This is a genomic window from Rhodobacteraceae bacterium IMCC1335 (assembly GCA_039640495.1).
Classification (GTDB): Bacteria; Pseudomonadota; Alphaproteobacteria; order Rhodobacterales; family Rhodobacteraceae; genus Thalassovivens.
The window spans coordinates 2,182,645-2,203,842 of record CP046864.1; the positions used below are offsets into that span (position 1 = coordinate 2,182,645).

Here is a 21,198-nt window from a genome sequence, read left to right on the forward strand (position 1 = left end):
GAAATCATGCGCTACTGCAACGGCCTTAGCGGGGATCAAAACGCAGATAAATTCCTGACCTCGCCCGTAAAGTGAGATGCGCCAAGGGCTGCGGAACCGGCAAATCGCGGCAGCTTAAACGATATTTCTGAACGATACGCGCCAAGAGGTAAGGCCCTTCAACCATCGCAAACCCTGCACCAGGGCAGATGCGTGGCCCGGAAGAAAATGGCAAAAAGGCCTGACGCTGGCAGTCAGCGGCCGGCATTTCTTGCCAACGCAAGGGGTCAAATTCATCCGGACGTTCCCAGATCCGATTGTGCCGCTGCACATACCAAGGGCTAATTATGATCAGGCTATTTTTAGGCACGCGGCGGCCCCGAAAAACTTCGCCCGTTTGCCCAACCTCGCGCACCATCATCGGCACGGGGGGATAAAGGCGCAGCGTCTCGCGAAATACATCACGCGTGAACGACAGGTTTCGCATTGCGGCAAAATCGTCTGAACCCATCAGATGAGAGGCTTCCTGCGCCACTTGATCTTGAAACTGGGGATAGCGCGCCAGCAAATATAACGCCCAACTGAGCGCGGCAGCGCTGGTTTCATGGCCCGCAAGAAAGAAAATCATCACCTGATCGACCATTTCAGATAGGGAGAGCCGCGTTCCTGTTTCCGGATCTTGCGTGCTCAACAGCCGCGTCGCCAAGTCTTGCGGTGCGCGGCCTGCAGCAATCTGGTCTTGTCGCATATGGGTCAGATGCGTGATCAAACGCCTGATTTCAAGCGCCGATCTCTTCACTCGACGATTTTGCCAAAATGGCAGCCATCGCAGCGCGGGCACCAGCGCAGCCAGATTGGCAACCGGTTGTTGACGCTGATAGGTTCGAAAAGCGTCAAATACTTTGCTCGCAGTCTTATCTTCGATTGGAACAGAAAAAAGCGTGCGAAAAATCACATCTGCAGCCAACTTGCTGGCCAATGGCTCTACATCGGCCGTTCCGGACGAAAGCTCGGCGAGGAACGCATCAGCGGCGGCTTGCATGGCCGGAAAAGCCTGTTTGAGCCGCCCCCCCTCAAAGGCAGGGTTCACAATGCGCCGCTGCCGTTGCCAAGTGCTGCCCGTGGTCAAAAAAACACTGTCACCCAACAAAGAATATAAGCCCGTCGCAATCCGCGAAGATTTTGGGAAATCATCCGGGCGCTGCTGCAAAACCAGTTGGATTAAGGCCGGTTGGTTGATCAAAAAGGAATGAAAAAAAGCTGTTCGAAATTCGGCCATCCAAGCGCGATACAGATGGTTAGGTTGCGCGGATATTATATCTTGGCGAAAGGCCTTCAAATACTTCAAAAAAGAATATTTTTCAGGTCTTGAATGGGGCTTTGGGGGCAGGTCGATCACGCGATTTCTCTATAGCGGTTATAGGCGATCTTTTGCACTTGTTTTGACGGCTTGCGATTGCAGAAGCGTTTGCGCAAGCTGATCGGGCCGGCTGTAATCGCGAAGTAATCATAATGGCGCGTCTCATCAAAGGCGCATAGATATTGAAAATGCAGTTTGAAAAACCGCCATCGTAAGCGCCGCCACCGCGTGGGGGACAGCGCCTGCGAGAAGGCCGCGGATAAAACCAACGGGCCAGTTTGTCCTGCCAATGGTAGCGCAGATACCGCAACCGGATCGCAGAGGGAAAAAGAGCAGCCATCACCCGGAGCCGTAATATCCACCCAGTAAATAGCAGTGCTGCGCGAAATGTCGTATAAATCACGCCGCAATTGGCCTGCATTGGGAAGAAAAGCCGCCATGGGGATCACTTGACCAAGCGATAGAAACCCAACGTTAGCTTGTGCCTCATCTAAGGCGGCAGAGCGCTCAATCTGCGCCAAAGCGCTGATCGCAATATGCGCGCCGGATGAATGGCCCACCACCAATATTTCATCCCAATTTTCCTTGAGTGCATTTTCGATACGGGCGCTAAAGGCAGTGATGCGCTGTTGCAAAGACGCGGGATAAGCACCTCTTAACTGGGCGGAAAAGGCAAAATCCTGCATCAAATAATAGGCAAAAAAGATCCGGTCCAACGCCTTAAAGCCGCGTAAAACAGCAATAAAAACAAAGCTGGCGAAAAGTACGCTCAACCAAAAATTGCTGAAATTCAAACTTACAAGCCAAGCCGTAAAAAGCGCAATAAACAGCTGGCCCAGCAGCATCACCACAGGATAAAGCGCGGCAATAACCGGCCCTTTGCGCATTTGAACCAAATCAAAAAAGGCGCGGCTATAGATATAGATCCAGAGCGTTTGAAACAGGGCCAAATAGGTGCGCAAGATGCCGGCAGACATGGCGTGTTTGACAAGATCAGACCAGCCTAAAACGATAAAAGCGGCGAAGGTCCTGTGACCCTCAAACACAGAATCCACGACCCAATCTGCGCCCAAAGCGGGATCGGGTGGCAATTGAGAAATCTGATACCCAGCCAAGGCAGCTTGTCGCTTTGCTTCCTTGCGATACAATTCACGATAGCGGCGCAGGGGAAAAGGATCAAACCCCGGTACGTAAAAAATCAATCGCCGTGTAACGTCTTGTGCCTGCATTGCCCCATCCTTTCCAACGCGCAAAGCGCATTGCAACGATGAAAAGCCTATCCAAGCGCGCCAAGCGCAGGAAACCGCTCAAGCAACCAATAAGACAGATCAGAAAACCCACCTGTCAACATCAATAACCCGATGGTCCATAACAGCAGCCCCATGATCCGCTCGATCTGATGCATATGCCGTTTCATCCAACCCAGCGTAGCAGTCAATTTTGACAAAAAAGCGGCAACAAGCAAAAATGGCAGCCCCAAGCCCAAGGCGTAAACTGCCATTAAAATGGTGCCGCGGGCAATCGACGCCTCGCTGGCTGCCAAAGATAATATCGCGCCCAGTTGTGGCCCGATACAGGGCGTCCAGCCAAAGGCAAAGGCCAGCCCCAATATATATGCACCAAACGAAGATCCGCCGCGATCTCCTACATCAAAGCGCGCCTCGCGATCCAAGAACCCAATTCGAATAACGCTTAAAAAATGCAGCCCAAAAAGCATCACCAAAAGCCCGGCCAGCGTGTTAAAACTGCTTTGATAATTTAAAAACAACATGCCAAAGGCTGATGCCGTAAAGCCCAAAAGTAAAAACACCGTCGACAATCCAAGGACAAAAAACAAAGCCGGCAATACAGCCGATTTAGAGGCAGATTTATCCGTCAATTCAGTCGCTGAAATTCCACTCATATATGCCAAATAGGGCGGAACGACTGGCAACACACAAGGGCTCAAAAAGGATAGAATGCCTGCCAGAAATGCAACCAACATTCCAGGCAGCAAACCCGCATCAATTATGTCAATTCCAAACATCAAACCCCCGCTTCTTGCGTTCCATCTAGGCCAGCATAGGGCTAATCACAAGTCAGTGGACTTCTTTAGAGTAAAATAATATCTCGGCCTCATGATTACAAAACTCGATACGAAGGGTCTTTTATGCCCTCTGCCCGTGTTAAAAGCCCGCAAAACGCTTTCTAAGCTTGTGCGGGGCGATATCCTTCACGTGTTTGCGACGGATCCGGCCGCGATTGTTGACATGCCGCATTATTGCACAGAATCGGGCCATATTTTGTTGGAAATAGAAGAGCAGAGTGACGGGGTTACCCTGTATAAAATCGAAAAAAACTGAGCCCGCCTGCCCCAGTTTACGTGAGGCAGGCGCATATCTCAGCTTCCTCGCGACCACCAACCCCGCTTTTTGGGCTTGGGTTCAACGCTGGTTTCATCTGATGCCGCGCTAGAAGCTTTCAGCTCTGAAACGGTTTCATTCGGCGCGCTCGGTGTTTCCACGCTGGCCTCAACGGCTTCACTTTGTTGAGCGGGCTGGGGTGCCTCAGCGGCGTCCTCTGCAGCAGAAGCAGCTTGCGCTTCAGCGGCCTGAAGTTCTGCCTCTTTTTGCTTTTTGGTTTTTCGTGGCGCCCGTTTTGGCTTTGGCTTCACCTCAGCTTCTTCTGGAGAATCCGACGGATCAGCGGTAGGGGCGGTACTGACCACTAAATTGGCTGGATCTGCCTCAGGCTCGGCCTCAACACTCTTGGCAGCCCGCGGTTTACGGGTACGCTTGCGGGCAGGCTTTGGTTTCTCGTCTGTCGCGGTAGGTGCACTGTTCAAGTCTGCGCCTGCTTCACTGTCAAGCGCAGCACTTTCGCTCTCTTTTAGCGTTGGTTCACTGGTTTTTGTAGACGTATCTTCTTCTGAGGACGCGCCTTGGGGTGTTTCTTCCGCAGGGGGGGAGGCCTCTCCATTGTCTTCTACTTGCAGGGAAGCGGCCGCGTCTGAAGCGTTGTCAGCCTCTCCGTTTGACGATTTACGCCGCCGCCGCCGCCGCCGCCGTTTCTTCGGCTTGGCGTCGCTATCGCCAGCGTCCGCGTCAAGATCAGCTTGCGCCTCCTGCTCGGCAACGTCTTCCTCCACCTGCTCCATATGCACAACCTCTGCAGAGATCACAGGCATTGATGCCTCCGGTACAAACCGCGTGGCCGTTTTGAATTTCTCAATTTCAAAATCGGGGCTAATAAGATGTGGATGCGCTTCGATCCTTACAGATAAACCATAGCGGGCTTCAATTTGTGCAATATGATCCCGTTTTTGATTGATCAGGAAGTTCGCGATCACAACCGGACACTTCACTAAGACCTCACGCGAACGTCGGCGCACACCTTCTTCCTCAATTTGCCGCAAAATAGACAGAGACAGATTGTCTTCAGAGCGGATTAAGCCCGTTCCATGACAATGCGGGCATGGTTGCGTGGTGGCCTCGATCATGCCGGGGCGCAAACGCTGTCTGCTCATCTCGAGCAACCCAAAACCTGAAATGCGGCCCACTTGAATGCGGGCACGGTCGCTTTTCAATTTATCCTTTATGCGTTTCTCAACCGCCAGATTGTTTTTGCGCTCATCCATATCGATGAAATCGATCACGATTAAACCTGCAAGATCACGCAATCGCAATTGGCGCGCCACTTCTTCAGCAGCTTCTAAATTGGTTTTAAGCGCTGTATCTTCGATCGAGACTTCTTTCGTGGCGCGGCCCGAGTTCACATCTACCGCGACCAAGGCTTCCGTCACGCCGATCACAATATAACCACCCGATTTCAACTGCACCGTAGGATTGAACATCGAAGAAAGATAACTTTCCACTTGATAACGTGCGAATAAGGGCATCGCATCCTGATAGCTTTTCACGTTTTTGGCATGCGACGGCATGATCATTTTCATGAAATCTTTGGCGATGCGATATCCACAATCGCCTTCGATAAGAACCTCATCGATTTCCCGATTATATAGATCGCGAATGGATCTTTTGATCAAATCGCCTTCTTCATAGATCTTCGCTGGTGCCATAGATTGCAGCGTCAATTCTCGGATCTGCTCCCACATCCGCTGAAGATATTCACAATCACGCTTGATCTCTGTTTTGGTTCGCTTGGCTCCGGCAGTCCGAATGATCAGGCCTGCGCCTTTCGGCACCTCTAATTCATGGGCGATTTCTTTCAGTTTCTTTCGATCAACCACATTGGTAATTTTACGGCTGATGCCACCGCCGCGGGCGGTGTTTGGCATTAAAACGCAATAGCGGCCAGCCAATGACAAATAGGTTGTAAGTGCGGCGCCTTTATTGCCCCGCTCTTCTTTGACAACCTGCACCAGCATGATCTGGCGCACTTTAACGACTTCTTGGATTTTGTAGCGACGCGGGCGCGGCTTGCGCGCTGGGCGTAAATCGAATGTGTCATCATCATCAGATATAGATTCTATTGTTTCATCACGCTCTGACAAACTTGGTTTGTGCGTGTCGCCGGCGTCATCTTCGTCTTCGAAATCAGGTTCATCGCCAATTTCCAAAGAACTGCCTGCTGCATCCTGATCGCCCTGCTCCTGCGGCGCCTCAGCGCTGGTCTCTTGCTCTTTTTCGTCAGCAATCTCTTGCGCTTCAATAGTCTCACCGTCCTCCGGGTCATCCTCTTGCGCGCTCACAAGATCATCGCCCGCAACGGCTGCGTCATCAGCATCAACCGGTTCCGGGGCCGTCGATTTTGCCCCAACACTGGATATTTCCACCTCATCCGTTAAATCGATCGTTTCCATTCCGGAAACTTGATCTTCATCAATCTCAGACTGCTGAACCACGTCTTCTGTGGCAATTGTTTGCGCTTTTGAACGACCGCGCCGCCCCCGTCCGCGCTTTTTGGGCGCGTCTTCTTCCTCTTCCTGCCTTTGCTGCGCTTCAGCATAGGCTTGTTCTTCTTCCATCAAAGCCTGCCTATCGGCGATCGGGATTTGATAATAATCAGGATGGATTTCAGAAAACGCCAAAAACCCGTGGCGATTTCCGCCGTAATCGACGAAAGCCGCCTGCAAAGAGGGCTCTACACGGGTAACTTTGGCTAGGTATATATTTCCAGCAAGCTGGCGTCTGTTTTCGGATTCAAAATCAAATTCTTCAACTTTATTTCCGTCAACCACAACCACGCGCGTTTCCTCGGCGTGGGTGGCATCGATAAGCATTTTCTTAGGCATGTTTTCCAATTGCGCGACTGACCGCTGGCTCGGTGCGTCACACCGAAAGCCTTTGGGGCGCGTCTTTTACGGGCAAGCTCGGCACACGTCAACAGAAGAGAGCGGAAGCCCCCGATTTTAACTGTTGTTTTCCGCGTGCCTTGCATCGCTTTTCATCTCCAGCAGCTTTGACCCTGTTGGGTATCAAAACCTGCCAATTTAAGCCCCTTCCGCAATTGCGGTTTAGGCTGATATGTCGACCGAACGTGGTCTAATCAATCTGCTCTTCGGGGCGGTGAAAAGGCCTGATCGAAGGTCAGTGAAACTGTTTGATGGAGCCTATTTTAAAACGCTCCTATCGAATACATCATATGGTGGTTGGTCCCATAAACACAATGGCCAAATTGAAAAACATTGAAATATGAGCATCTAGTCAATCAAAACAACGCAATCGTTTAATGAGACTTGAGGTATCCCAACGACCGCCCCCCAGCTTCTGAACATCATTGTAAAACTGATCGACCAAGGCCGTCACCGGTAAAGAAGCACCATTTTCGCCCGCTGCATCAAGGCAAATCTTTAAATCCTTGCGCATCCAATCCACAGCAAACCCGTGCTCAAAATGATCATCCAGCATGGTTTCGTATCGATTTGACATTTGCCAGCTGCCAGCTGCGCCTTGGCTGATCACTTCAACAACGGCCCGCCCATCCAGGCCCGACTTTTCTGCAAAATGCAGCGCCTCTGAGAGGCCTTGCACCAAGCCTGCAATCGCAATCTGATTGCACATTTTGGTTTTCTGTCCCGCCCCGCTGCCGCCGATCCGCCGACAAATGCGCGCATAGGCTGCCATAACCGGCTCGGCGCGATCATAAGCCGTCTGCGCGCCCCCGCACATGATTGATAAAACACCGTTTTCCGCACCGGCTTGGCCCCCAGAAATCGGAGCATCTACAAAATCAATTCCATTCGATTTCGCCGCTAAGAATAGTTCATCCGTGACCAGAGCCGACACCGTTGTATGATCCACGAAAACGCTGCCATCGGACATACCCATTAATGCCCCACCATCTCCCAAAACTACCGAACGTAAATCATGGTCATTGCCCACGCAGGCCATCACAAATTCTGCGCCCTCAGCGGCCGCGCGCGGCGTGCTTTGCTGCGCCCCACCATACTCTGCCACCCAAGCCGAAGCTTTTTCTTGTGTCCTGTTGTAAACCGTCACGTTATGGCCCTTGGCCTGTAAATGCCCAGCCATTGGGTATCCCATCACGCCAAGACCTAAAAATGCAATTTTAGCCATAATATTTTCCCAAAAGTTTGTTTTCTACTTGTGTCTGCTCGTGCTAGGCGATGCAAGAGGTCAGATCAGTTAAAAAGGCATTTTGGATGGCAATGGTATTTCGCTGGATGGTTCGGCTAACAGTACTCGTCCTGATCACGATCCTGTGCGCCGGTGCTTTGATTTATTATTTGGCCGCACAATCTCTGCCCAACTACGCGCAAAATTTGCAATTTTCTGGGGCCCAAGGATCTATTGAAATCATCCGAGACACCGCGAATGTGCCGCATATCAAGGCCGAAAGCGATCATGACATCTTCTTTGCATTGGGATTTGTGCATGCACAAGACAGACTTTGGCAAATGGCGATGCTACGGCGCACCGCCCAAGGGCGCCTGTCGGAGGTTTTCGGCGCAGGATCCCTTGAAAGCGACAAACTGATGCGCCGGTTAGACCTTTACAGCTATGCCGCTGACTCGCTGCAATATCAGACAGCGCAAGCGCAAGCTGCTCTTTCAGCTTATGCTGCGGGCGTAAATGCGCGAATCGAGCATATCAACCGCGCTGCGCTTGGCCGAGGTGCGCCTGAGATGTTCCTGTTTGATAGTCCGTTTGCCGCATGGCAACCCACGGACAGCTTGGCCCTTTTAAAGCTGATCGGCTTTCAGCAGAGCGGTCATTTGAAAGAAGAAATTCTCAGAGCGCAGGTTTCCTTAATCTTGGAAGACAGTGACCATGTTGAAGAAATCCTGCCAGACACGCCCTTTCACATCAACGCAAAGCCGCGCAGTTATTCTTCTCTTTTTACCCCTCCTTTTTTGCCAACAAAGCAGCGCCCCGCAGAGCGCGCGCAAGGTTGGACGGCGATTTCGGATTGGGTCCTGCCAAAACGCGGCTTTGCAGGGGCCTCAAACGCGTTTGCAGCCGCCCCAAGCCGCTCTGCAAACCAAGGCACGTTGCTGGCGAATGACCCACATGGCGCACTCTCCGTTCCCGGGCAGTGGTATTTGGCCCATTTAGAGCTGCAAAGCGGCGGTGTTATCGGAGGCAGCATACCCGGTATACCGCTGATTTTAACTGGGCGCAGTGACCGCTTGGGATGGGCAATAACGGCCTCATTCGCGGATGATCAGGATATTTACATGGAGCAGCTCGATCCGGCGCGTTCCGATTATTACAAAACCCCAACGGGCTTTCGGCGTTTTTCAACGCGCGCATCAATCATTAACATTAAAGATCAAAAACCCGTCACCATGACATTACGCGCAACAACCCATGGGCCTGTTTTCAGCCAAACCCAGCTAGATCTTGCTTCGGTCACGCCAAAAGGATTTGTACCCGCGCTGGCTTGGACCGGTTTTAACGCAAAAGACAAAACATTCAGCGCAAAATTTGAGCTGATGCAGGCCCAAAATATCGACCAAGCTCTGGCCGCCTTGGAACCGCAAATCACACCTTCAGAAAACATAATAATGGTGGATCAAACGCGTATTGTCCAAAAAACGGTTGGGGCTTTGCCGCGGCGCAATACAGCCCATCAAACGCAGGGCCGTATGCCCAGCTTGGGGCATTTATCTGAAAATCAATGGCGCGGGGTTTTAAGCTATGCACAAAACCCAGAAAACAAAACTCCCGAGGAAGGTATTTTGGGAAATACAAATAACAAAGTAACCGCGGCGGCCTTCCCCAACCATATCTCCTTTAGTTGGGGTGACAGCCAACGCATCCAACGCTGGAAGCGTCTCATGCAAGCCCGCGAAATTCACACCAAAGACAGCTTTATCGAAGCCCAATCCGACAGTGTCAGCTTTGCGGCGCAAACCCTGCTCCCCCTCATTGCCAGTGATTTGTGGTATACTGGGCAATCAGCTCCAAATGGCAGTTTGGAACAACGCAAAAAAGACGCATTGGATTTATTGGCCACTTGGAACGGCGATATGAACCAACATGATCCGCAACCCTTGATCTATGCGGCCTGGATGCGCGCGCTTCAAAGCCGCCTTATTCAAGATGAATTGGGAGATCTAAGCGAGGCGTTTCAAGCGCTAGAACCGCTTTTCATCGAACGGGTATTTCGCGATATTGATGGTGCCAGCCATTGGTGCGACATCGTACAAACACAACCGATCGAAACCTGCGAAGACATGGCCAAAATGGCATTGGAAGACGCGTTAATCTGGCTGCAAGAGCATTACGGGCGGGACCCAAGCAGACTAGAATGGGGCATGGCGCATCGCGCGCAGCATCTGCATCCGACTTTAGGACATATCCCTTTGATTGGGTATTTTTTGAACATTATTCAACCCACCAGTGGCGGCGATCACACGTTGCAACGGGGCAAAACTTCGGGGCGCCCGCCCCATCCTTTTCACAACGTACACGCGGCCACCTATCGGGGCGTTTATGATTTAGCCGACCCGAACAGTTCCGTGTTCATTACAAGTACTGGCCAATCAGGACATTTTTTATCGCAATATTATGATAATTTCAGCGCCTTATGGCGCAATCAGGACTATATTCCAATGTCACTTGATCTGGATTTGGCGCGGGCTGGTGCCATAGGCATCACCCATATTCGTCCAAATTAATCCAAGCCTGTATGATATCGCGCTTACAGAGCGTCAAATTGCTGGCGCTGCGCGTCATCCCATTCCACTTCAAAGACCGAACCGGTCTCGTTGGTTTCTTCCTTTAAGATAACGCCTTCTTTATACAGCCACGCCCTGCGCCGCCCCTCGGCATGCGATAAGCTCACATCCATCACATAGCGGGACACGTTTAGCTGGGTTGAAATGTGCGTTTGCAAACCCTGTAATCCCACACCAGTCAGCGCCGAAATCGCAATCACATTTTCCTGCCGCTCAGCCCTTAGCAACACCGAGGCGCGGGCCTCTTCCTCTAACTCGTCAATTTTATTCCAGACTTCTAGAAGCGGAACCTGTGAAGACACACCCAGCTTTTCAAGCGTACGCTCCACATCTGTCGCTTGCTCCTCGCTTGAGGCATGCGCAATGTCACGAACGTGGATAATGATATCAGCGCTTAATACCTCTTCCAATGTTGCGCGAAACGCCGCCACCAATTCCGTGGGCAAGTCTGAGATAAATCCAACCGTATCGGATAGAATGACGCGATGCCCCGTTTCCAGCGTTAAATTGCGCATCGTGGGGTCAAGCGTTGCGAACAACATATCTTTTGCCATCACCTGCGCGCCCGTCAGGCGGTTGAAAAGGGTTGATTTACCCGCATTTGTATATCCGATCAAAGCCACAATCGGAAACGGCACCTTGGCCCGCGCGGCCCGATGCAGCGCACGGGTCTTTACAACCTTATCCAATTGCCGGCGCAGTCGCAGCAATTGATCATCAATCGCGCGCCTATCTGCCTCAATCTGCGTCTCACCTGGGCCACCCACGAAACCCAGACCACCGCGCTGCCGCTCCAAATGCGTCCAGGCGCGAACCAACCGGGTTCGTTGATACCCCAATGCTGCCATTTCCACTTGCAACACGCCTTCGCGCGTTGAAGCACGGTCTGAAAAGATTTCCAGAATAAGCGCCGTGCGATCCAGAAGCTTTACGTCCCATTGTTTTTCCAAATTGCGTTGTTGAACAGGGGTGACATGGCCGTCTAGTAGCACCAGTTCGACATTATGCCCTTCAAAAACCTCTTTTAATTCTGCTAATTTTCCCGAACCAAAAAGCGTAGCCGGAAGCAGCTTCTTCAACCCAATAATTGTTGCCCCAACAATATCAAGCTCGGGCAACGCCCGTGCCAGAGACGTGGCCTCAGCCAAGGCTGCCACAGGATCGCGGCGGCCCGACACGGTTTTAAGTTCAGGATGCAGCACCCAGGCGCGCGTAACCCTGCCCTCATGCTCTATCAATTTTGATCTTCACCTTCATAAAGCGAAATCGATTGAGACGGCATGATCGTGGAAATTGCATGTTTATACACAAGCTGTGACTGCCCGTCTCGGCGAAGCAAGATACAAAAATTATCGAACCAAGTGATCACACCTTGAAGCTTCACCCCATTGATTAAAAACACTGTCACTGGAATTTTCGTTTTGCGAACGTGATTTAAGAATGCATCTTGAAGATTTTGACGGTCAGAGGCCATTGTATTACCTTTTTATTTTTGCAGCGCCTTGAATATGCAGGGTGTAAAAGCCGCGCCGACAGCTTTTTCTTTACACTCGACTCATAATTCAAAGAGCACGGCGATGCAACTTATTGGCGCAACCAAATTTCAGGGCGCAAAAGCGCCAAAATGACCAGTATTTCAAGCCGCCCCAAAACCATCGCGAGGCACAATATCGCCTTCGCCAGACCGGATAATGCAATCATATCAAAAGGGCCGTCTATGACCATCATTAAAGCGGGCCCAGTGGTGCTGATCGCGCTGACGCATAAAGCCAAAGCCGTCTCAAAACTAAGCCCAGACGCCGCTAGCAACAGCGTGATCCCGGCCAAACTGAGACCAAATAGCATAAAGAAAATCCAGGCCGCAAACGCCCCCTGCCCGAGATCATGCTGGTTTTGGCTTTTTGTTTTTCCGACCGAGGAAGGATGCACCAAACGACCGACCTCGCGCAAAGCGTTTAAATACAGAATATAAAACCGAAGCAGCTTTACGCCGCCGGCAGTGGTTGCGATACCGCCACCAATCAGGCCTAAGCCCAAAAATAAAAACCCTGGGATTCCCGCGTTGCTCAAAGGCGCAATGGGTTGCCAATATTGGCTCGACCAGCCCGTCGTGCTTAAAAAAGATAAAATAGTGAATAGATTGCCCCATATCAAAGCCAGCAAACCCTCTGGCCCATATTCTGCCAGAGGCGCGGCCGATGAAGCAACTTGCTTAATGAAGAGAACGCAGCTGAGCAAAATGGTGATCCAAATGGCCAGGCGCAATTCGACATCTCTCAAGAGCCCCTTGGCAAAGCCCGTTGTTTTTTCAGGGGCCCAAAGAACTCTGCTCAAGGCCAACGTAAAGAACAAAACGATCAAAACCTCTGCCCAAATTCCCGAAGACAGGCCTGCAACCCCCTGATAGGCCGTTATTCCGCTTGTCGACAGAACGGATAGCGCAAAGATAAAGCCGTTATATCCAGATGCACCAGACAGAATGAAACCCAGCCATAATACCGCAGTCAAGCCAATATAAAGTGGCATCAAAGTTTGCACGCTGCGCATTAAAAACAATTTTCTTTCAGAAGTAGATATAAAATTCGCTTGACGCCGTGCGTTCGCGTGTTGCCCGGTTAGCTCAAACCCACCCAGGTTCAGCGGTGCTAAAATTGCCACCGCAGCTACCCAAATTAAAGCCCCCCCCATCCAGCCCACGAGCGCACGCCATAAATGTAAAGCATCGGACAAGCGCCCCGCAGGAAACACCTCGAACCCAGTTGTGGTTAAGGCGCTTACCATATCGAGATAGGCATTTAAAAACGACGTTGTGCGAATAACAGAATACTCTGGAATGGCTAAAAACACGGGCAAAAAAACGAAGATCAATGCCAATGATAACATTTGGTCAAGCGCCGTTTCACGCGAGGTTTGATTTGAACGCGCAAGCCCGATAAGCGCTAGGAACGTAACGCCCAAAAGCCCTGTGTAGAAAAACATACGGGCCTCGAAAAACTGCTCTGTTACCAAAGCATATAGGCTTGGCACAATCATCGAAATCGCCATCACGCCAAATATTTGCAGCGCGAAGGGCAAATATAAAAAGTGACGCTGCATCGGTTAGAAAAAATCTATGGAAACTTGCAACAGACGCTCGACTTCAGTGATATCCTTGGCCAGAGAAAACAAAGCGACGACATCGCCCTCTTCAATACGGGTTGTCCCCACGGGCTTAATCATTACACCCGATTTTAGCACCCCCCCAACCAAAACACCTTCGGGAAAGTCGATATCGGAAATCTTCTGCCCCGCAATCGGTGAAGTTGACAGCACCTTGGCTTCAATAATTTCGGCCTCTGCATCACCAATTGAATAAACACCACGCACCCGCCCGTGGCGGATATGCCGTAGAATCGAACTTACGGTGGTTGCGCGCGGATTGATAAACGCATCAATCCCCAAAGGCGCCATAAGCGGCACCAAGGACGGATCATTGATTAAAACAATCGATCGCGGGCACCCCGACATTTTTGCCCGAACTGCCGCCAACATATTGGTTTTATCATCATCTGTCACCGCCAAGATGACATCGCTTTTTCCAATATTGGCCTCTGCAAGCAACGCGGAATTGAGCCCATCACCATTCAAGACAATGGTTTTTTCAAGCTCATTGGCGGCATGTTCAGCAATATTTCTGTCTTTTTCAATGATCTTGCTGCGCACGCGTTGGGTCCGAGATTCTAAGGATTTGGCAATTGACAGCCCGACATTGCCGCCCCCTACAAGCACAACCCGATCTTGCTTACCTTGCGATTTTCCAAACACTTCCATCGTGCGCACCGTATCTTCAACGTGGCAAATCACGTAAATTTCATCCCCAGCAAATAATTGATCCCCCGCCTCGGGGGCGAACAAGGCAGTTTGGCGGCGAACCCCGATTACGATCACTCTTAGCGTTGAAAAAAGATCATTAAGCTGACGCAAGGGCGTGTTCAGCACCGGACAATTTTCCTCAAGCCGCAGGCCCAGCAATTGAGCCTGCTTATCCAGAAATAATTCGGTGTCAAACGCAGCAAGGGCCGAAAGCCGTTTCAGCGCCGCATCTGCAACTTCGCGTTCCGGGCTGATCACCACATCAATCGGCATATGATCACGGCGATAAAGATCCGAATAAATGGCATCTAAATAAGATTTGCTGCGCAACCGGGCTATTTTTCGGGGAATATCAAACACTGAATGTGCCACTTGACAGGTGACCATGTTCACCTCATCCGAATGGGTCGCCGCAATGATCATTTCAGCATCTTTGGCACCGGCTTTTTCCAAAACATCGGGATAAGAAGCAAAGCCTGATACGCCCTGCACGTCAAGCGTATCCATAGCGCGTCTAACCAAATCAGGATTGCTGTCAACGACCGTTACATCATTGCGCTCGCCCGATAAGTGGCGCGCGATTTGCCAGCCAACTTGGCCAGCACCACAAATAATAATCTTCATTTGTTTTCCCTTCTATTGGGAACAGTATTTGAGTGCGCAAACCCGCCACCGAAACGGTTTCGATCTACACCATATCTCGAACCCCTAACCGGTTCAATCCAGCTGTTTTACGCCAGAGACGATCGAGAGCGACTTTAATTTGCGATGCAATGCGCTGCGCTCCATCCCAACAAACTGGGCTGTCTTGCTGATATTGCCTCCAAAACGTTCAATTTGAACCATCAAATATTCGCGTTCAAAAGCCTCGCGCGCGTCGCGCAAAGGCAAAGATGCCAAACCCTGCAAGACCGGCCCATTGGCCCCGGCCGCCTGTGACGCCGTGTCAGTTGGCAAATCATCAGAAGTGATTTCACCTTGGCCCTCGCTTAAAATCAAAATGCGTTCGAGCAGGTTTTTCAATTCACGAATATTACCAGGCCACTCCATCGCTTGTAACATCGCGGCTGCCTGATCGCTTAATGTTCTTTGCGGATAAGCTTGAATTTGATGAAATTGCTCAAGAAAAAATTTTGCCAAAAGCGGAATGTCTTCGCGCCTTTCGCTAAGCGCGGGCACAGAGATAGGGACCACATTCAACCGATGATACAGCTCTTCGCGAAACCTTTTTTGTTCAATTGCAGCCGGCAGATCACGGCTGGTTGAAGAAATCACACGCATTTCTAGCTTGACCAGATCATGCGAGCCTGGCCGTTGAAATTGTTGGTCCACCAAGACCCGCAAGATTTTGGATTGCGTCTCTAAATGCATGTCTGCGATTTCATCAAAATAGATCGATCCACCATTTGCTTGTGCAAATAAACCCTCGCCTTCTTGAGGTTTCGTGGATTCGCTTCCAAACAGTAGATTTTCCATCTGATCGGGCGCAATGGACGCAGAATTCACAATAATGAAGGGGCCATGCGCGCGATCAGAATGGGCATGGATATAGCGCGCCGCAACCTCTTTGCCTGAGCCAGAAGCCCCCGTTAACAGCACCCGCGCATTTGATTTGGTGACCTTATCCAAGTTTGACAAAAGCGTCTTGAACCCTGAGCTTTGTCCAATCATATCGCTGGCTGGTTCCTCTTTAGAGCGCAATTCTAAATTTTCACGCCGCAGTTGGGATGCTTCCATCGCGCGCCGAATAACAACCAAAAGCTGGTTAATATTGAAAGGTTTCTCAATGAAATCATACGCGCCCTGTTTGATCGCGGCGACCGCGATTTCGATATTGCCATGCCCAGAAATAATCACAACGGGCACATGGGGATAATTCTTCTTCACCTTTTTTAGGATATCAATCCCGTCAAGATCACGATCTTTCAACCAAAGATCTAAGATCAACAAGCCGGGTGGCGCGGCGTCTACTTCTTTCATACAGTCTTCAGCTGTTCCTGCGATGCGGGTTTCAAATCCTTCATCTTGTAAAATATCTGAAATCAGTTCACGAATATCGCGCTCATCATCAACGATTAAAATATCGCCCATGCTAATTTGGTTCCTTTTGCTCTGAATCCATCAATGTTTGATCACTATTGGATAAGTCGATCAAAATCTTTGCCCCCGGATGACTGCCGTTTGAAAAGGGCGCGGCATCCAACAAACTTAAAGTTCCACCATGTTCTTGGATGATTTTCTTTACGATTGCCAACCCCAAACCTGTTCCGTTTTCACGCGTTGTCACGTAGGGCTCGAACAATTTACTCCGATCCTGCGGCAACCCGATCCCATTATCAGAAATTGCAATGGTTAAGCCCGATTGCCCGGCTTGCATTTCAACCCGTATCTCGCCCTGCCTATCAGTGCCTAAGCCCGACCGCCAGCCAGCCTCAATCGCCTCTCCAGCATTTTTGAGTAAATTGGTAAACGCTTGAGACAACATCGTCGCATCAATTTCTACCCAAATATCTTCATCGGGCATCGTTAATTGAAACCTCACATCCGGCTGTCCAGATTCCTGCAACGTGACGGCCGCAACCAAAACTTCATTTAAATTTTCAGATTTCTTCACCAATTTCGGCATTCTGGCAAATTTAGAAAACTCATCCACAATGCGACGCAAATCATTGGTCTGTCGGATAATCACATCCGTCATTTGCTCAAGTTTGCCTCTCTCAGCGCCAAGTTGTGGCGCAAATTTTCGTTGAATGCGTTCTGCAGAGAGCTGGATAGGCGTTAACGGATTTTTGATTTCATGCGCAATGCGCCGCGCCACATCCCCCCATGCCGCAGATCTTTGGGCCGACACCAGATCTGTTACATCATCAAAGGCCACCACATAGCCCTCAAGCCGCCCATCTTCGCGCCGGCGCGGCGCAAGGCGTACCAAAAAGCTTTCCAAACGCCCAAGCCGGAGAATTTTAACCTCTTCTTGTACATTATCTGACCGGCTGTTTTGCAGCCGCTCAAGCAAAGGCGCAAATTCTGGCACTGCTAGGCTCAACTGCGACGCGTTACCGGTTTTGTTTTTCCCCAAAAGCCTTTCGGCAGAGGGGTTTGCAAATGTGATCATTCCCTTAGGGTCAAGCCCAAAAACACCCGATGTAACCGAAGATAAAACGCTGTCAAACACGCGTCCGCGTCGTTCTATTTGTTGCGTATTCTCAAGCAAACGGTCGCGTTGCTGTTTCAATTGCCGCGTCATCTGGTTGAAATAACGCGACAGCGATGAAAGCTCATCATCGCCCTCTTCCTCGATAACTTGGGTGTCAAGATTTCCCTCTCCAACCGCCTGTGCCGCCCCCGCGAGACGGCCGATCGGCCTTGACAGCCGTTCGGCAAAGAGCAAGGCCAATAGGATTGATGAAACGATTAACAGCACCGCAAACGCCAAATAAATCAAACCAAACTGAAACAATTCGTAGCCACGTTCGCTTTCCAGCTGCTGATAGAGCATGGCGGTTTCGCGGGTTTCATCAAGCAAACCGTATAAGTTTCCGTCAATATCGCGCGATACCAACAGGTAATAATCCGCAAAACCTGACAGGTATATCAAAGCCCTTAATTCGTTATTTGGCACATCTTCAATCAGCAAAACCTCGGTTAAGGCAGCTGTAAAATCTTGCGCGGACGGGGGTTCATAATCAAACAAATAAGACCGGTTTCCGCGCAGAATCAAATCACCCGTTCCATTGATCACAAAGGCTTCTCTCAAACCCCGTTGTATATTGACTTGTTCATCGCTCAAAAAGACTCGAAAGTTTTGCAAGTCAATCACACCGCGGGCGCGCCGGTAAATTTCCAAAGCTTCGGCCAGCGCTTCTGCATCTTCTGCAAGCGCGCGTCTTTGATCTTTCTGATAAGAATCTGCCGCCGATAATGACGCGCCGATGACGCGCTGAACACGGTCTGAAAACCACGCCTCAAATCCCATATTAATTGATAAAAGCGCGAAGGCTGCAACCGTAATCGTCGGTAAAAGCGCCATAATGCTGAACACTCCTGTGAGCCGCAAATGCAAGCGCGAGCCCGAGGATTTCTGCCGCCTTTGCGCGATAATGCGCAAAACGCGCTGCAACACCAGTGCAACGATCAACATCACGTAGATAAAATTTGAAAACAAAACCAAACGCAGAAGCGTTGAGCCCGATCCAGCATCCAAAGGGCCTAAGGTGACATAAGTCAACGCGGCGAGCGCTGGTCCCAAACAAACAAGAGCCAGATTTATAAAACCTACCAGCCGCCGCGAACGCCTAAGTCTTACAAGATCAACCCACCGAAGCCGCATCGCGCGCACGCTCATGCTAGTCTCGATTCCGATGTTTAAACATTTTGCGCTGCCGCATATCAGCCGATCACTGTGACTTCTTTACATCAGTTTTCGTCGACGTGTGACCTTAATGTCAAGCTCATTGATCTTCTTGCGCAAAGTGTTGCGGTTTATCCCCAAAAGATCAGCGCATTTGGCTTGGTTTCCCCCGGTCGCCTCTAAGGCAATGGAAATTAATGGTTGTTCAAGCTCTTTCAAAATTCGAGCATGCAGGCCGGGCGGCGGTAAAACATTACCGTGCAAATCAAAATACCGCCTGAGATGGCGCTCAACATCCGCGGATAAGCGATCCGACGAGCCTTTTTGCAGCGCGGAGTTCATCGCCGGCTGGCTTCCAAGAACTTGTTCTACCTCGGTCAGCGTGATTTCCGAAGCGCGCGCAGTGAGCGAAAGCCGCTTTAAAACATTCTCAAGCTGTCGAACATTTCCCGGCCAGCTATAATTTCGAAACAATTGTTCTGCTTCTTTGGTAACGATGCGTTGAAGACCACCATCGCGTTCTGCGCGGGCCAGAAAAAAGGCACTGAGAAGCTGGATGTCATCCACACGCTCACGCAAGGCAGGCGCATGGATCGTGGCGCCCCCCAAGCGATAATAAAGATCGCTGCGCACCATTTTTGGATCAACCTCACCGCTCACCTCCCCTTGCATAGTGGCGATAAACCGTGGCGAAAATTCGCCCGGATTGTCAATCATTCTCACAATCCGGCCCTGACCTTCTTCATTTATATCGGTGATTTCCTCAAATAAGATTGTGCCGCCCTTGGCCCGCGCAAGGATCTTCGCCGGCCCGTCTAAAGCAACCAAATCTGTTTCATTCACCACCACAAAAGGCAGATTTCGCCGATCTGAATAATCGTGCAGCACTTTTGCAATAAGCGTTTTTCCCGTTCCAGATTCTCCGGAAATAAGCACCGGCAGATCAGAATTCATCACCCGCGCAACAAGGCGGTAAAGACCCTGCATTGCCGGCGTTTTGCCCACGAGGGGCAACCCATCCTCTTCCACATCTGGCGTGACCACGACCTGCGGCTTAGAGGCCACGGGCTGTTTCTGCTCAAGCGCACGGGCACAACGTTTCATCAAGTCGGGCAGATCAAACGGTTTTGGAAGATAATCAAAAGCTTCTGCTTCTGCGGCTTGGATCGCCGTCATAATGGTGTTTTGCGCTGATATGACGATCACCGGCAGCTCGGGGCGATCCAAGGAAATCTTTGGCAGCATCTCCAAACCGTTGCCATCTGGCATCATCACATCGGTTATCACCGCATCGCCTTTGCCCTCACCAACCCAGCGCATCAACGTCGTTAAGCTGGACGTCGCATGGACGCGGCAGCCTGCCCGCGTCAGCGCTTGGGTGAGAACGGTGCGAATGGTTCTGTCATCATCTGCAACCAGTACTGTTCCGTCCATAATTTATCCTTTCACTCTCTCTTCGCGTGGCACCAATGGCAAAGAAATGCGAAACACCGTTTTGCCCGGCACAGAATCCACCGATAACCATCCATCATGATCTGAAATTATTTTGCTGGCCAAGGCCAAGCCTAGCCCTGTGCCATTCTCGCGCCCCGACACAAAAGGATCAAAAACATCCGACCTGATATCGCTGGGCAAGCCTGGCCCATCGTCACAGATTTCAATTTGCAGCGGTAGATTTTGCCCCGAGCCATCTGAACGGCGCATCCGAAAAGAATGTTCATAATAGGTTTTGAGGCGAATTTTCCCCCCCGATGGCGAGGCGGCTTCAGAGGCGTTTTTCACCAGGTTCAAAACCACTTGTAGCAATTGATCCGCATCCCCATAGGCCGCGGGCAATGACGGGTCATATTCCTCGATATAGGTCATATGCGCGCCAAATCCCAATTGCGAAGATCGGCGCACCCGGTCTAATATATCATGGATATTCACCGCAGATTTCTGAACGAGCTTCAGGTTTCCGAATTGCTCAACCTGTTCAAGTAACTTTAAAATACGGCGTGTTTCAGCCACCACTAAATCCGTCAACTCTAAATCTTTCGGCGGCAAGCTCATCGAAAGCAATTGGGCTGCGCCCATAATACCAGCCAATGGGTTTTTGATTTCATGCGCCAGCATTTCTGCCATTCCAATAGCAGATTTTGCCGCCGATTTACCGCTTTGCGTTTGCGTCAACCGGCCGGCCAAATTCCGCGGCTCGATCAGCAATAGCATAAACCCCGCCATGCCCAGCAAAGGCGTGAACTTCAAATTGCACAAAACCGTTGATTTAGGACCCATCTCAACCGAAACATCATTCACAAATAAAGGTGTTAAATTGTTTCGGGCGCGCTCGAAGCTTTCAGAAACCTGCGTGTTTATCGAAATACAGCGCCACAGTGAAGTCCCCACCAACGCCCGCTCAGACATATTCAAAAAACCCTCTGCGGCGGGGTTAATCTGGCTTATGATATCTTTTTCACCAATCACCAAAACCGGCACTGGTATGGATGACCAGATCGCGCCCATCGGCAT

The 21,198-nt window shown here is 50.7% G+C and carries 15 protein-coding genes; 2 read left to right on the plus strand and 13 right to left on the minus strand.

The features are described 5' to 3' along the window. Positions 1–25 precede the first annotated feature (25 nt). From GN241_10370 to GN241_10380, 3 genes are read right to left on the minus strand one after another with little or no spacing between them, the layout of a single operon-like run. Entirely contained in the window at positions 26–1,369 is a 1,344-nt protein-coding gene (locus GN241_10370) for a cytochrome P450 (protein XAT59250.1), read from the minus strand. A 5-nt stretch (positions 1,370–1,374) separates the two neighbouring features. Then, on the minus strand, positions 1,375–2,568 hold the full coding sequence (locus tag GN241_10375; protein ID XAT57731.1) for a hypothetical protein: 1,194 nt from the start codon (positions 2,566–2,568) through the stop codon (positions 1,375–1,377). A gap of 47 nt (positions 2,569–2,615) precedes the next feature. Continuing rightward, positions 2,616–3,365, minus strand: a complete 750-nt coding sequence (locus GN241_10380; protein XAT57732.1) for a cytochrome c biogenesis protein CcdA — start codon at positions 3,363–3,365, stop codon at positions 2,616–2,618. Positions 3,366–3,456: 91 nt separating this feature from the next. Here GN241_10380 and GN241_10385 point away from each other — a divergent pair, with 91 nt between their 5' ends. Next, a complete protein-coding gene (locus GN241_10385) occupies positions 3,457–3,681 on the plus strand; it encodes a preprotein translocase subunit TatB (protein ID XAT57733.1) in 225 nt (74 codons plus the stop codon). Between the two features lie 38 nt (positions 3,682–3,719). Here GN241_10385 and GN241_10390 read toward each other — a convergent pair whose 3' ends face one another. Together GN241_10390 and GN241_10395 are read right to left on the minus strand one after the other, a co-directional pair. Then, entirely contained in the window at positions 3,720–6,572 is a 2,853-nt protein-coding gene (locus GN241_10390) for an Rne/Rng family ribonuclease (GenBank protein XAT57734.1), read from the minus strand. A gap of 412 nt (positions 6,573–6,984) precedes the next feature. Next, positions 6,985–7,857: an NAD-binding protein gene (locus GN241_10395; protein XAT57735.1), complete on the minus strand. Its 873-nt coding sequence runs from the start codon at positions 7,855–7,857 to the stop codon at positions 6,985–6,987. Positions 7,858–7,943: 86 nt separating this feature from the next. Between GN241_10395 and GN241_10400 the strand changes: the two genes are divergently transcribed. Continuing rightward, positions 7,944–10,424 (plus strand): penicillin acylase family protein, encoded by a 2,481-nt coding sequence (locus tag GN241_10400; protein ID XAT57736.1) that lies wholly within the window; start codon positions 7,944–7,946, stop codon positions 10,422–10,424. Positions 10,425–10,447: 23 nt separating this feature from the next. Here the strand turns inward: GN241_10400 and hflX are convergent, their stop codons facing one another. The 8 genes from hflX to GN241_10440 all read right to left on the minus strand — a co-directional run bounded on the left by hflX (position 10,448) and on the right by GN241_10440 (position 21,198). Further along, a complete protein-coding gene (gene hflX, locus GN241_10405) occupies positions 10,448–11,719 on the minus strand; it encodes a GTPase HflX (GenBank protein XAT59251.1) in 1,272 nt (423 codons plus the stop codon). Continuing rightward, positions 11,719–11,958 carry an RNA chaperone Hfq gene (gene hfq, locus GN241_10410; protein XAT57737.1) on the minus strand — a complete coding sequence of 80 codons (240 nt, stop codon included), beginning with the start codon at positions 11,956–11,958 and terminating at the stop codon, positions 11,719–11,721. Before hfq ends, hflX begins: the two co-directional genes overlap by 1 nt. 110 nt (positions 11,959–12,068) lie before the next feature. Continuing rightward, positions 12,069–13,580, minus strand: a complete 1,512-nt coding sequence (locus GN241_10415; protein XAT57738.1) for a TrkH family potassium uptake protein — start codon at positions 13,578–13,580, stop codon at positions 12,069–12,071. Between the two features lie 3 nt (positions 13,581–13,583). Beyond that, on the minus strand, positions 13,584–14,960 hold the full coding sequence (gene trkA, locus GN241_10420; GenBank protein XAT57739.1) for a Trk system potassium transporter TrkA: 1,377 nt from the start codon (positions 14,958–14,960) through the stop codon (positions 13,584–13,586). Between the two features lie 93 nt (positions 14,961–15,053). Next, positions 15,054–16,427: a response regulator gene (locus GN241_10425; protein XAT57740.1), complete on the minus strand. Its 1,374-nt coding sequence runs from the start codon at positions 16,425–16,427 to the stop codon at positions 15,054–15,056. Position 16,428: 1 nt separating this feature from the next. Continuing rightward, complete coding sequence (locus GN241_10430) at positions 16,429–18,666, minus strand: HAMP domain-containing protein (GenBank protein ID XAT59252.1); 2,238 nt, start codon at positions 18,664–18,666, stop codon at positions 16,429–16,431. An 81-nt stretch (positions 18,667–18,747) separates the two neighbouring features. Then, on the minus strand, positions 18,748–20,121 hold the full coding sequence (locus GN241_10435; protein XAT57741.1) for a response regulator: 1,374 nt from the start codon (positions 20,119–20,121) through the stop codon (positions 18,748–18,750). A gap of 3 nt (positions 20,122–20,124) precedes the next feature. After that, positions 20,125–21,198, minus strand: coding sequence for a PAS domain-containing sensor histidine kinase (locus GN241_10440; protein ID XAT59253.1), 1,074 nt, complete (start codon positions 21,196–21,198; stop codon positions 20,125–20,127).